The organism is Alteromonas sp. 76-1, from assembly GCF_900654235.1.
GTDB lineage: Bacteria > Pseudomonadota > Gammaproteobacteria > Enterobacterales > Alteromonadaceae > Alteromonas > Alteromonas naphthalenivorans.
Genome location: NZ_LR136958.1, coordinates 2,712,661 through 2,724,992, shown reverse-complemented (window position 1 = coordinate 2,724,992; position 12,332 = coordinate 2,712,661). Strand labels below are relative to the sequence as shown.

Here is a 12,332-nt window from a genome sequence, read left to right as displayed (position 1 = left end):
AACGAGCAACGGAAAAGGCGTCCAGTTGACAGTCTTGTTAGCTGTGTAGTGGCCCAGACCACACCCATTCTTTGTGTTGTGCACCTAACCATGATTTTGAATTAGGTTTCTCGCCTTTTAAATAAAAGCCACCACCTTTTTTATGGCCACCCCACATAACTATTTTGTCATTGAATAAGTCTGATAAAAACTCGGATACATCTTCAGCAATTGAATCTGATTTTTGCTGCTCATTTAGGCCTTCTTCATAGCAGCCAACATGCCAATGAGTGAAATTGCCAACAAACACCGTAAGCTCGTCGAAATCATCTTGAATATGCACTGAACCCACATCCTCATGCTTCGCAGGTACTGATATTAGATGATCCTTTTCATTTACAGTAAATTTAATTTCTGGAAAACTTTCATCCATTTTCTTGATCATTGCTCGAAGCAGCATGATTTTCCTTTACAGCTAACTTTTCAATAACGGGCACAGACACGTGGGGCATAATGGCGAAGCCGCCCTACGTGTATGGGTCCCAGCGAACAAAGTGAGTGAGTTTATTGAGTTGTTATGTGCGTTCAAAACTCAACCTTCGATTTAAACTTACTGTAAATTAAAATTGTTGTCGGTTTTTAATAACCGAAGCAATGGCAACGTCAAACTCGTTAGCTGGAAGCTGCAGATCCGAACAGCGGACTGAAAGAAAAATAAAGTTATTATTAGTAAAAGCCTCAGGTATTTGATGGTCGCAGTTACCCATAAATTGACCATTTGAAGCTTTCAAGGTGAATCTCACGAAGTATAGCGACGCAAGACCTGAACCAATATTATTAACTTTGTAGTTTATTAAAACTGATTGGTCTTGAATCACAGTTTTATCGATTTTTAAACCCATGCTATCAATAAAAGAAGAATCGAAATCAGATTTTACTTTGCTATACGATTCTTCGAACATGGCTTCGATTCTAGGTTGAGCTGTTATAGCCCAAATGGTCATGAACAATGCAAAAGCAATCGAAAATCCCAATCCTAGTAGAAATCCATTTAAAACCTTTTTCATCTGCTTACACCTTTAAGCACATAACTTCCCGCATAACGGGCAAATATACGTAGGCTAAAATACCGAGCAGAGCGAGGGGAGCCTACGTGTATTTGTCCCCTGCGAGCGAAGCGAGTGTTTATGCGTTTGTTAGGTGAAAAAGCTAACACAACCTAGACTTAGATTAGCAATGAATTTCTACATTTTTTACAACGAAGCTCTACATGCATAAAAAGCTTGGTGAAAATACCAAAAACGGAAGCAACAATACCTATAATAAACACATACAAGAATGAAGGCGCAAAAAGCACGAAGGCTAAAAAAGTAATGGCATACAGCATTAGTGCAAGCGAAAGAAGCGAGTTCCGTATACATTTTGAAAAGACATATTCTGCCTCGTTGTAACAAAGCAAACAGCAAGCGATATCTTTTTTCTTCAATCCAAAGGTAAACATTCCGGTTTCACCTAACTTTAAGCTAAGGGGCGCAGATACGTGGGGCATAATGGCGAAGCCGCCCCGCGTATAGGCGTCCCAGCGACCGAAGGGAGAGGCTTAAGCGCTTTGTTAGAAGCAGAGCCTGTTCCTTTGGCTTTTTTAAAAACTAATAAAGCCAGCATACGATTGATTGTTAAAGCAAACAAGCAAAATGCCAGTGCAGTGATGTTGGTGATTAGACTGAAGCAAGCTGCACCATGAATTACCAAGTGCAATGGCGCTTGCTGACTGAAAATAAGAACTAGCCGATAAAGCGCCTATTGCGCAACCTATGAAGTTAATGCGGCGAAGTTAAAGCCACTAAAAGCCAGAGCGATTTTTGAAACAGCAGGTTAGGTACGTTGAACTGATATTTTTATAAAGCCAAATATAGGTTAGGCTGACGCCTTCTAACTTCCCACTAAGGGGCGATAACACATGGGCTAAAATTAGGAACGAAGTGACGCAGCCCATGTGTTAGCGTCCCAGCGAGCAACGCGAGTGCCTTGAGTGGTTTGTTAAATGCCATTTGCTAAGTTTATTAATTCTGCTGCAGATATAAAACCTAAACAAAAAAGCAATAAACGTGCAATTAAACTGAAGTTAAAACGCCAACTTTCAGTGTCTTTCCATGGGTTTTCATCAAGTTTGTGCCTTCCGTGGATTTGGCGCTCAAATTCTCTAGTAATTTGCTTACCAAGAACTAAAAAAATAATTAAAAAGAAAATAACAAGTGAAAAAACGCCCTCTGGAAGAGAATAAAACTTAATAACTGCTTCGCTGAGAGCCATTAATGCACCAGCTATAAATGATGTTGTCTTCGTAGCTTCCATTGGCATTTAACGCCGCCATAAACGGCTAAGTAATAGTTGGCTAAAATGTGTAGCGAAGCGGAACCGAGCCAACTGTTACGTGTCCGCTTTAATGGCTTTGTTATGTGAATTTATATACCGAGCCAGACTTACTACAAGATAATTCACCTGTAATAATGCGTTTCATATTTGTTGGACCATATTCACATTTTGCCTCTTTATCGATTTTTTCAAAGCGATAAGAAAAGGACTTTTTACTTTTATCGTATTTGGACACGAATACATATTTAAAATTAGGATCTAATGCAATCTCAGTGTTTAAAACTTGGTCTACCGGAAACTCCATAAACTCTTGGTAGACCATACGAATTGAAAAATCATTTTTACCGCTAGGTAAAAGTACAGACATTGCAGCCCCTTGCATCGATTTTCTTTGCCACGATTCCTCACCATTCACTTTTAGCAATACTGCGCTATTCACACCATCGTCGTTCATCCAAACTTCAACAGCGTTTGGAGAATTAGTAAATGATTTTGGTGAGTTGTATTCTGCTACAGTAGTTTGGCAACCAACTAGAAACAGTGCGATTGTAGCAATGATCAAAAATCTCAAAGGAACCTCCTTATTCACATAACCCCCCACTAAGGGGCGATAATACATGGGCTAAAATTAGGAACGAAGTGACGCAGCCCATGTGTTAGCGTCCCAGCGAGAGAAGCGAGTGCCTTGAGTGGTTTGTTATAAGCCGTCATTATAGAGGTCTTTTAGCATGCGATTTGACGATATAACCTGCACAATTTCTTCTTTAGGCACATGTTCATCGACATGCAGAAGCATTTCAAGTAACGTTTTAAATGCTAATAGATTTGATAGATTGAGCATTGACTCAATTAATTCGTCACTATAGTTTGGGGAAATATTCCCATCTTTAAAACGTCTCCCGAGTTGTGGTGCTCCAGTGTGCGTAAAACCACACAATTGCGACCAGAACTGATTCTTAATTAAAAGGTTATCTTCCCACGCAGATACATCTTGTGATTTAAGTTCACTAAGAATACTTCCAAATGTTTTGTTTAGTTTGTCATTGTAAACATCATCTATTTCTTCATCGGATGCACAATGGAAATACCACGTTCCTTTGATAAATGATTCAAACTGTGAACGTAATAAAGCGATCGAAGAACCATATTTTTTCTTTTCACAAAGAATCAAAATTGCATTGTGATATTCCAAGCTAGAAGATAGTGATCCTACGGCACAAATTTTACGGTTATCTAAGCTAAACCCTTTATGTGCCAATAGTTGGTCAATACTTTTTGAAAGACTGTCTGTTTCTATCAGTGTTCGATTCATGGCTTATAACTTCCAAATATGGGGCGCAAACACGTGTACAATAATGGCGAAGCCGCGCACGTGTTTGCGTCCCAGTGAGCGGCAGCGAGTGGCATAATTTGTTTGTTATGCGCTACGTGTTGGTTGAGCATCACACTGTTTCCAAGTGCTTGCGAAGTAAAGAATAATCACAGCAGTGCTAATTTCAAAGATACTAAAAAAGACATAGTGAAGAGTGCCTCCCATATACAACGTGTAGCTTTGTATTGAACCTGTTATGAGAGCTGCCGCTATATTCACGTACTTGTTTAATTTAAACACTAAGAACCTAGAGAGAAGGATCATTAACATTGGAATTTGCATAATAAATGCGAATGACAAGAGGAATTCCTCTGTTAACACCATTCCACCAACCTTACCTGTTAGAAACGCCTGTAAGGTCTGTGCGTGGTGAAGTGAAAAAATATCACAGTAAATGTAGTTAACTGTAAGAAATATCCATAACACTGACAGGAGCTGCTTTCTATCTCCATTCCATTCAAACATCCCTATACTTCTCCATCTATAAATTAAAACTACAAGCCGAGTAGCGCATAACTTTTCAATAACGGGCGCAGGCACGTAGGGCATAATGGCGAAGTCGCCCTGCGTGTATGCGTCCCAGCGAACGCAGTGAGTGAGTTAATTGAGTTGTTATGCCACTGCGCGTAGATATTTAAAACCATGAAATGATTTTCCCTGATGCTTGAAACCATTTGGTATACATAAATCTAAATGAAATCCATTGTTTAACAAAACTTTTTCTGAAGCTGGATTGTTGTTGATTACAAAAGCGGAAAGACAATTTAGGCCGAGTTCTTTGGCAACGCTGACAAGATGTTTGACGCATGCAGTACCAATACCTTTGCCTGTTGCGCGTTTTCCAACGCGATAACCGATTTCTGCGTTTCCTTTGGACTGAATGCTCTTAATGTTGGCCCGGGCAAAGACAACGCCATTTGCGAGAAGAACGAATGATTCTCCCGAAAGGTTCTGAAGATCTACTATGTGTTTTTGAACACCAGAAAGAGAGTAAAAGCTTTCACTCCTTGGTTCGATAAAAGACTCAAAGTGCTTTCGGTTTTCTAACTCGAACGCCAGCAATTTACTTACGTGAGATTCATTTAATGGTTCGAAGAGCATAGATATCCAAGAGCATAACTTTTCAATAACGGGCGCAGGCACGTAGGGCATAATGGCGAAGCCGCCCTGCGTGTATGCGTCCCAGCGAACGAAGTGAGAGTGTTGATTGAGTTGTTATGCATCAATAACCCCAAACAACCTAGTATAGTTTTTCTTATATAAGTTGACGAATACAAATGGACGGACCATGAATGCATTAATTATGACAGGAAAAATCACAACGAAAGTAAAAAGAAGCGTTGCGTCAAAAGTTAAAAGAAAGCCCGAAAGAGCGACTGAGATATAAGTGAGAATTGAGTATGTTTTAAACGACGGAATATTCTTAATTAAAATATTGACCTCACTTTCTCCTATGTAGTCACTAATGAAAAGGTACAATGAAAATAAGCCAGCTATGCCCCAGAGCAAGCTTTCAGGGCGAATTGTTGATAAAGCGCTTCCAAGCATAGCCGAAGAAATTGCTAAGCTAAACGTATCTGATGTAGCCATCTTTGACAGCAAATACTGGCTGAGAGGCTCTTTTGACAGAGGCATTCGCTCCATGACTACTCCTGATGCATAACTTCTAAATAAGGGGCGCGGACATGTGGGCTAAAATCCGAGCGAAGCGAGTCAACCCTCATGTTTGAGTCCCAGCCCGCGCAGCGGGCGAACTTGATTTTTTTGTTATGCGCGTTTTATACCTTAGCCAAATTATACGGTGAGACATGTAAAGAGCTTTGATATTGTCTTGTTTGCCACAAATCAAATGCATTTTGCAAACGAAGCCAATGGGCCGCAGAAGGCTTACCGAAAACGAGTTCAAGACGAAGAGCCATCTCTGGAGTAATAGCCCCTTTGCCATTAAGAACTTTCGATAATGTTTTACGGCTCACATCTAAATGTTGCGCTACATCAGTAATAGTCAGTTCTAGAGCATCAATAACAAGATCTTTGAGTATCTCACCGGGATGCGCAGGGTTATGCATATTCATTAGTGGTAATCCTCGTAATTAACGATTTCAACATCTCGTCCAACAAAGCGGTATGTAACTCTCCAGTTTCCACTTACCCGAACAGACCAAATATCATTTCTGTTACCTTTGAGTTTGTGCATATAAAGGCCGGGTAAATCCATGTCATCAGGTGTTTCAGCTTGATCGAGATTCGACAGAATAAGACGAAGCTTTTTTTCGTGCTTTTTCTGAATTCCTGAAGTGGCTCCTTTAGCGTAAAACTTCTGAAGGCCTTTATGTATAAAACTCTTAATCATGATTTTATTGTAACCTTAAGGGTTACGAATTGCTAGCGTAATTTTCTGAGCGCATAACTTATAAATAAGGGGCGCTGGCACGTAGGGCATAATAGCGAAGTGGCCCTGCGTGTTAGCGTCCCAACGAGCGATAGCGAGTGACTTTATTTTTTTGTTATACACCCGGTTAAATAAGAGCACGAAACTGCTTTGCTCGCTTTTCTTGCTGGGCTTTTGCAAATACAAATGAAGATATGTCTTCACGAAGAACTGGTCTAGCATAAGCATCTACTAATGATGCAAGTATAGGTAATTGTTCTTGTTGCCCAATGTTGGGTTTGAGTTTTATCTTAAAACAACCGTAATAAGGGATAATGTCAAACAAATCATAATCTTCAAAGGTATCAGTTGTTGTTCCAAAAGCAACTCTTGAGTTAAGACCCCAATTAATTCCCTCTACACGAACTTTGATGGTTGTCTTCGCATAGTTCAACTCGAACTCACTGGAGTTAACTTCTTTGAATCCATAAGAGCTAACTAAGAATTGAAACTGTTTCCTTGCTTTGACCAAAAACTCTGTATCGATGATTTATTCCCTTGGGTGTATAACTTTTAAATAAGGGGCGCAGGCGCGTAGGGCATAATGGCGAAGCCGCCCTGCGTGTTTGCGTCCCAGCCCGCGCAGCGGGCGAGCTTAATTTTTTTGTTATAAGTCAGTTTGTAAACTGCCTTAGTTTAGTCTTGTTACAACACTAGCATTAAAACTTTTAATGATGCGGCAAAAATAAAAAGTACAGTCAAAAATCTTAGATAAATAGGGTTTTTAGATTTCAACCAAGTAACACTTACAGACCGATTTGATGCGGATAAGTAACCATTAAAGTAGAGGACTGCTGATATACAGATAATGACCACAATAAGAGTATTAAAAGGTTCTGGAATCAATGTCTACTCCTTGACATATAACTTTTAAATAAGGGGCGCAGGCACGTAGGGCATAATGGCGAAGCCGCCCTGCGTGTTTGCGTCCCAGCCCGCGCAGCGGGCGAACTTGATTTTTTTGTTATACGTTGCCATTAATACGTCCTTGTTCGTACTGAGCTTTTCTTTTTTGAAATGCCAAATACGGCTGTGTTTTAAGGTTGTGTTGCCTAACGCAGATGACGCCCACTAACATTGAAAATGGCCAGCCGAGGAATAAGCCTAAACCAAACGCTAAAATAGATGGGATGATTAATATTGAAAGAAAAATAGCAATAATTTTGTTCGAGTAGAACAAGCCTAGCGGACCAAATAAGACGGTTAACAATAGTTGCTTGATTTGGCTTTTTTCCTTTGCTTTTTCAACATCCATTATTTAATTATCCTCGCAACGCATAACTTCCAAATATGGGGCGCAAACACGTGTGCAATAATGGCGAAGCCGCGTACGTGTTTGCGTCCCAACGAGCGGCAGCGAGTGACATAATTTGTTTGTTATATTTCACTCGCACAGTTTACCAATTAATCTTTGCGGAATACTTTGGGTAACCACCGATTTTACAAATAATGAAACGATGAATAGGGACAAGTAAAGCTGTCCCAATAACACCACCCAGTATGATAAACCACATTAACCAGTCTGGCAGAGGTGAATTGTCATCCCAAGTTAAGCCCATGATAAACGCATAGATAAAAAGAGGCGCTATCAATAATACAAATATTAAAATTATCGATACTAATCCAGCAGCTACTTTATAACCTTTAAGACTCAAATTGATTACCTATATTCAGACCAACCTTTTTCCTAAATACGAATGGACCGATAAAGCACCGGCCCCTGAAGTCTTTGTAGTACCTTCAGGTATCATGCGTATACGGCCAACTCCGGTAAAGTGACCGTCTTCAATTTTCTTACGGAGTTCTGTTTCTGTAATTGGCTTGAAAGTTTTGTTGTCGTTAAGGAGTGTGTAACTGTAGAAACCTTTTTTGGTTCCTTGTTTACCCTTGAAAGGGTGACACTTCTGCCCAGCGTCATTATAACCAACAATATCGTAGATCAGATCAAGCATGAATCCGCCTTGTAATATAACTTTCCAATAACGGGCGCAGACATGTGGGGCATAATGGCGAAGCCGCCCCGCGTAACTGCGTCCGAACGACCGAAGGGAGTGACTTAAGCGCTTTGTTAGAAGCAGAGCCTGTTCCCTTGGCCTTATTAAAAACTAATAAAGTCAGCATACGATTGATTATTAACACAAACAAGTAAAACAACAGCGCAGTGATGGTATTGATTTGACTGAAGCAAGCTGCCATTCGAGCCGACAAACGCAATGGCGCTTCGTGACTCAAAATAAGAACTTGGCGATAAAGCGCCTATTGCGCAACCTTTGAATTTAGAACGGCGAAGTTAAAACCACCGAAAGCTAGGGCGATGTTGGGAACAACAGGTGAGGGCGGTTAAATTGATATTTTTTATACAGCCAAATGCAGTTTAGGCTGACGCCTTCTAACACCCACATAAGGGGCAGTAATACGTGGGCTAAAATCCGAGCGAAGCGACAGAGCCCACGTGTTACTGTCCCAGCGAGCCTGCGAGCGGCTTAATGTGATTGTTAGCTTTTTACCAAGCCACGTTGTTTCCTTTACCTTGCTCAAACGCAAACTGCTTAGAATAGCTAAGTAGTTGGTCAAATAACTCATTTTGCCTAAGCATCATGGACGCGAAACCAAAAGAATGAATAGCACGAAAGAAATTATTAAATAGATCGTCTTTATGGTCTTCGTAAAAAGGCGATGTTGCGTTCCCTGTGGTTTGAAACTTTAACGGTGTCCCAAAGTATAATTCCATTATTTGAGGCGATGCACAGTGGACATATCCAGAATAGGTTTTACTCAAAGTTCTTGACGTCTCGATAGAAGAACTTTGGTTTGATTCATCACCACGAGGTTTGCTTATGTAAGCTCTAACTTTTTTTCTTGAAATCATAGGTCTTTTTTGAGTTGACTCAATCGCACTCTCTGGGATATCAAACTCTTCTTCGTAGAAAACGTCTAAATATTTCTGATGTAATTCAGTTAGGTCGTCAAATAAAAACGGGAAAGTAAGAAACATTATATCTTCATCTAGCTCGTCTAATACTCGTTGTAGAGAGGCTTGCTCTTGAAGAAGACCATTTTGATTAAGTAAAAGTAATGCCCTTAAACCTGTAATTGTTCTAGCAAGCTTTTGAATTACAGCTTGTTGGTAAGATTTTTCACTGTACCGATAAACATAGCCGCCACCAAATTCCTGTTTAATAGGTGGTGCTATTTTTTGCTCTAGAAACTCAAAAGCATTTGTTAACAAACTAATTATATTTTCATATTGAAGCATCAATAATAACCAGAGCTAGAGGAAAAGCTAACACCCACATAAGGGGCAGTAATGCGTGGGCTAAAATCCGAGCGAAGCGACAGAGCCCACGTGTTACTGTCCCAGCGAGCCTGCGAGCGGCTTAATGTGATTGTTATATGTTTCGCTAGTCCTCACTACTTTTTTCTAACGGCTTGTCGTAAGCCTTATACACGCTTGCAATAATAAATGTCGAGCAAACAAGAATAGAATTAATTATCGCGTTTATCCAAGTACCATCACCTTGCCCAAATTTAAAAACCATAAAATAGATAATTAATAAGCCGCCAACTAGAAAGCAGTCTCCCTTTACAGGAATGTGAGCAAAAGAAGGAAAGTTTTTTAGAGAAGATAAGCTATTTTCATCAATTACGTCACATAGTTTTTCCAACTTAGCATATGCGTATATTACAAACGCCCCTGCAACTATGAAAATAAAGAGAGTGAATAGTACTGCTGGAATTCTTGGAAAAGAAACACTCAACAAAGATATGTTTAAAGTGTCTTTATCTGTAGCACTGTTCAAAGTTAAGATATGGGAAAGAATAATTAATGAGCTTACATATCCTACAGTGTATGCCCTTTGTACTAACTTAACCCATTCTAAATAATTAGATTTTTCTATTTCCAAATTCATAACCATTCCTTGATTGACATATAACTTTTAAATAAGGGGCGCAGGCACGTGGGGCATAATGGCGAAGCCGCCCCGCATGTATGCGTCCCAGCGAACGAAGTGAGTGACTTAATTTTTTTGTTAGATGGCATTAGCCGCAAGTGTTCGAAGCTCACTTTCGTATCCTTGCAAGTTGAAATTCGTTGAGCACCTATTCATAAAACCATGAAAATATGGCACCTGTCTAATTTTGGTTCTTTCTGTGTTGCGCAATTCCGAGATTAATTCTGATACCGAAAAGTGTTTTTCTGTTTTTGGGAAAACAAGAGTAACTGGAAATAGTGGAACAACTTTTCGGTTGTTTCTTATTTGAGACCCGTAAAAGCATATGGCTTTTTTTATGCGTGAAGGTGCAAAACTTCCTGAGAGGTTCCAAATGGCAGCAGCACCGATACTGAATCCGACGAGGTTTACAGAAGAATCCAAGTTGGTTAGCGAGTTAATCAAATGCTTGCTGTAATTTCCCAAGCCGATATTAGAGGAGAAATACTCATATGCATCGCTTTCAGTTTGGAACATCTTATATTGACCGTCATACGGGTCGACGATGAGATGGTTCTTACAAATAATATTTGCCAACTCTTCAAGAGCTGGTGTTTTACCAAAAATATCTGCAACGATTACAGTAATCACCTAAGTCTCCGTGCCATCTAACGCAAAGCTTTGGGGCGCTAGCACGTGGGTTAAAATCCGAGCGAAGCGAGTCAGCCCACGTGTTAGCGTCCCAGCGACCGGAGGGAGTGCCAACAGCGTTTTGTTAGGCGTACAAAGGAAAGTACGCAGCTTTGCTGCCACCACTAGCCAATTAGACCGCGTGTTTAAATTATTGAATTTAAGATAAAACAACCCTGTGCGAAATGCCAGATGTGAACGACATTGCCGGATAAAAGAGCGAGTTTAGAAAGCTGGTGATGTTGAGTGCTGGCATTACGATGCTGATGAAAAGCGCGTTGCTAAAGTCGTTGAAACTATGGAAAAAGTAAGCCGTGAAGACAACTTAGCGAAACAACCTTGATGCTGGAATGTCACGTCTGAACCTACCTTTTAATGCTGTAAGTAAATGACGGCTAACTTTTAAATAAGGGGCGCAAACTTGTGGGCTAAAATCCGAGCGAAGCGAGTCAGCCCACATGTTAGCGTCCCAGACCGCGTAGCGGGCGAGCTTGATTTTTTTTGTTATACATACCTTACACCAGACAATATCCCAAAGATGTAAGCTGGCAAGATAAGCAATAGATTTGTAGCTATTAACACAAAGTTAAAATACTTATGAAACTTAGTTTCTTGAGGATCTGTCACATCTTCTTCTGGTTCATAAATATATGAGTGCCTATATTTAAAGTGATATGCACTTCCCAATGCAACAAGTATAAATATATAACCTCCTAGAAAATCACCTATCTTGGGATAGTAATATGCCAACACCAATAATATTGAAACACCCGTTATAGCAAACCCCTCTAGGATTTCGCCATATTTTGATAAATTAAAATAACAATATTTATAGGCATATACCGTTACGCCAATATTTATAGCAAGATACAAATAAATGATGATGGGCAATCGACTAACCTTCCGTGTATGTATAACGCCGCAATCACGCGCTTGTCGCGTGCACGGCCTTGTTAAAGCGATTCCTTTTCATAACTTATTATAAGGTCCCACAGTTCTTTCAAGAGCGCAGCACTTGCTGGAAAAAGCACCTTTGAAAACTCGACATACTCTTCGTCCAATGGCGCATTATGACCGATAGCAAAATGTGGCCCACCTCTTAGAAGTTCTGGGCTTCTATGAGGAATATCACTGTGCGCGATCAACTTGTCTCTATACTCAATCGCTTGCTTATGGACTTCACAAAATTCTTTTGGAACATATTTCTTATCAAGACGCCACTTCCCTTTATCTCTATATTGGGATTCATTTCCAGAGAATGGCCGCGCGTAAGACACGATTGATGCCTTTATAAGCACCACTCGCATCCGGTCGCTAACTGCATCGCTAAGCATCTCAAGAGATTTTACACACTCCTGAATGTCGCCAGCGCAAAGCCTATAAAATACGTATCTTTCTTCCGTCAATGAGTCCATAAGCTTTAACTTTTCAATAACGGGCGCAGGCATGAGGGGCATAATGGCGAAACCGCCCCGCGTGTATGCGTCCCAGCGAACGAAGTGAGTGAGTTTATTGAGTTGTTATATGCCGTCTCGAAACATCCCAGAAAACT

Annotated in this window: 20 protein-coding genes; 1 reads left to right on the top strand and 19 read right to left on the bottom strand. The window is 40.3% G+C overall.

Annotated elements, in window-relative coordinates; translation table 11 throughout:
* Positions 1–37: 37 nt before the first annotated feature.
* Positions 38–439 carry a hypothetical protein gene (locus ALT761_RS11790; protein ID WP_129738925.1) on the bottom strand — a complete coding sequence of 134 codons (402 nt, stop codon included), beginning with the start codon at positions 437–439 and terminating at the stop codon, positions 38–40.
* Positions 440–599: 160 nt separating this feature from the next.
* Positions 600–1,046, bottom strand: coding sequence for a hypothetical protein (locus ALT761_RS11785; protein WP_129738923.1), 447 nt, complete (start codon positions 1,044–1,046; stop codon positions 600–602).
* A 473-nt stretch (positions 1,047–1,519) separates the two neighbouring features.
* Between ALT761_RS11785 and ALT761_RS20625 the strand changes: the two genes are divergently transcribed.
* The gene (locus tag ALT761_RS20625) at positions 1,520–1,723 is read left to right on the top strand and encodes a hypothetical protein (protein WP_172602880.1); all 204 of its coding nucleotides are present in this window, start codon (positions 1,520–1,522) and stop codon (positions 1,721–1,723) included.
* A 296-nt stretch (positions 1,724–2,019) separates the two neighbouring features.
* Here ALT761_RS20625 and ALT761_RS11775 read toward each other — a convergent pair whose 3' ends face one another.
* From ALT761_RS11775 to ALT761_RS11690, 17 genes are all read right to left on the bottom strand, one after another.
* On the bottom strand, positions 2,020–2,340 hold the full coding sequence (locus ALT761_RS11775; RefSeq protein ID WP_129738921.1) for a hypothetical protein: 321 nt from the start codon (positions 2,338–2,340) through the stop codon (positions 2,020–2,022).
* Between the two features lie 94 nt (positions 2,341–2,434).
* Positions 2,435–2,944, bottom strand: a complete 510-nt coding sequence (locus ALT761_RS11770; protein WP_129738919.1) for a hypothetical protein — start codon at positions 2,942–2,944, stop codon at positions 2,435–2,437.
* Between the two features lie 108 nt (positions 2,945–3,052).
* Positions 3,053–3,667 carry a DUF6988 family protein gene (locus ALT761_RS11765; RefSeq protein ID WP_129738917.1) on the bottom strand — a complete coding sequence of 205 codons (615 nt, stop codon included), beginning with the start codon at positions 3,665–3,667 and terminating at the stop codon, positions 3,053–3,055.
* Between the two features lie 105 nt (positions 3,668–3,772).
* The gene (locus ALT761_RS11760) at positions 3,773–4,192 is read right to left on the bottom strand and encodes a DUF6326 family protein (protein ID WP_129738915.1); all 420 of its coding nucleotides are present in this window, start codon (positions 4,190–4,192) and stop codon (positions 3,773–3,775) included.
* 147 nt (positions 4,193–4,339) lie between these two features.
* Positions 4,340–4,879 (bottom strand): GNAT family N-acetyltransferase, encoded by a 540-nt coding sequence (locus ALT761_RS11755; RefSeq protein ID WP_129738913.1) that lies wholly within the window; start codon positions 4,877–4,879, stop codon positions 4,340–4,342.
* A 63-nt stretch (positions 4,880–4,942) separates the two neighbouring features.
* Positions 4,943–5,371 carry a hypothetical protein gene (locus ALT761_RS11750; protein ID WP_129738911.1) on the bottom strand — a complete coding sequence of 143 codons (429 nt, stop codon included), beginning with the start codon at positions 5,369–5,371 and terminating at the stop codon, positions 4,943–4,945.
* Positions 5,372–5,505: 134 nt separating this feature from the next.
* Positions 5,506–5,802, bottom strand: coding sequence for a HigA family addiction module antitoxin (locus ALT761_RS11745; RefSeq protein ID WP_129738909.1), 297 nt, complete (start codon positions 5,800–5,802; stop codon positions 5,506–5,508).
* A complete protein-coding gene (locus tag ALT761_RS11740; RefSeq protein WP_129738907.1) occupies positions 5,802–6,080 on the bottom strand; it encodes a type II toxin-antitoxin system RelE/ParE family toxin in 279 nt (92 codons plus the stop codon). The genes ALT761_RS11745 and ALT761_RS11740 overlap by 1 nt, the downstream gene beginning before the upstream one ends.
* A 166-nt stretch (positions 6,081–6,246) precedes the next feature.
* The gene (locus ALT761_RS11735; RefSeq protein ID WP_129738905.1) at positions 6,247–6,630 is read right to left on the bottom strand and encodes a hypothetical protein; all 384 of its coding nucleotides are present in this window, start codon (positions 6,628–6,630) and stop codon (positions 6,247–6,249) included.
* A 492-nt stretch (positions 6,631–7,122) separates the two neighbouring features.
* A complete protein-coding gene (locus tag ALT761_RS11730; protein ID WP_129738903.1) occupies positions 7,123–7,413 on the bottom strand; it encodes a hypothetical protein in 291 nt (96 codons plus the stop codon).
* A 142-nt stretch (positions 7,414–7,555) separates the two neighbouring features.
* Entirely contained in the window at positions 7,556–7,813 is a 258-nt protein-coding gene (locus tag ALT761_RS11725) for a hypothetical protein (RefSeq protein WP_129738901.1), read from the bottom strand.
* Positions 7,814–7,828: 15 nt separating this feature from the next.
* A complete protein-coding gene (locus ALT761_RS11720) occupies positions 7,829–8,110 on the bottom strand; it encodes a hypothetical protein (protein WP_129738899.1) in 282 nt (93 codons plus the stop codon).
* A gap of 551 nt (positions 8,111–8,661) precedes the next feature.
* Positions 8,662–9,414 (bottom strand): hypothetical protein, encoded by a 753-nt coding sequence (locus ALT761_RS11710; protein ID WP_129738897.1) that lies wholly within the window; start codon positions 9,412–9,414, stop codon positions 8,662–8,664.
* 145 nt (positions 9,415–9,559) lie between these two features.
* Positions 9,560–10,069 (bottom strand): hypothetical protein, encoded by a 510-nt coding sequence (locus ALT761_RS11705; RefSeq protein ID WP_129738895.1) that lies wholly within the window; start codon positions 10,067–10,069, stop codon positions 9,560–9,562.
* Positions 10,070–10,189: 120 nt separating this feature from the next.
* Positions 10,190–10,741, bottom strand: a complete 552-nt coding sequence (locus ALT761_RS11700) for a hypothetical protein (protein ID WP_129738893.1) — start codon at positions 10,739–10,741, stop codon at positions 10,190–10,192.
* A 543-nt stretch (positions 10,742–11,284) separates the two neighbouring features.
* Positions 11,285–11,671, bottom strand: a complete 387-nt coding sequence (locus ALT761_RS11695) for a hypothetical protein (protein ID WP_129738891.1) — start codon at positions 11,669–11,671, stop codon at positions 11,285–11,287.
* A 62-nt stretch (positions 11,672–11,733) separates the two neighbouring features.
* A complete protein-coding gene (locus ALT761_RS11690) occupies positions 11,734–12,195 on the bottom strand; it encodes a hypothetical protein (RefSeq protein WP_129738889.1) in 462 nt (153 codons plus the stop codon).
* Positions 12,196–12,332 lie beyond the last annotated feature (137 nt).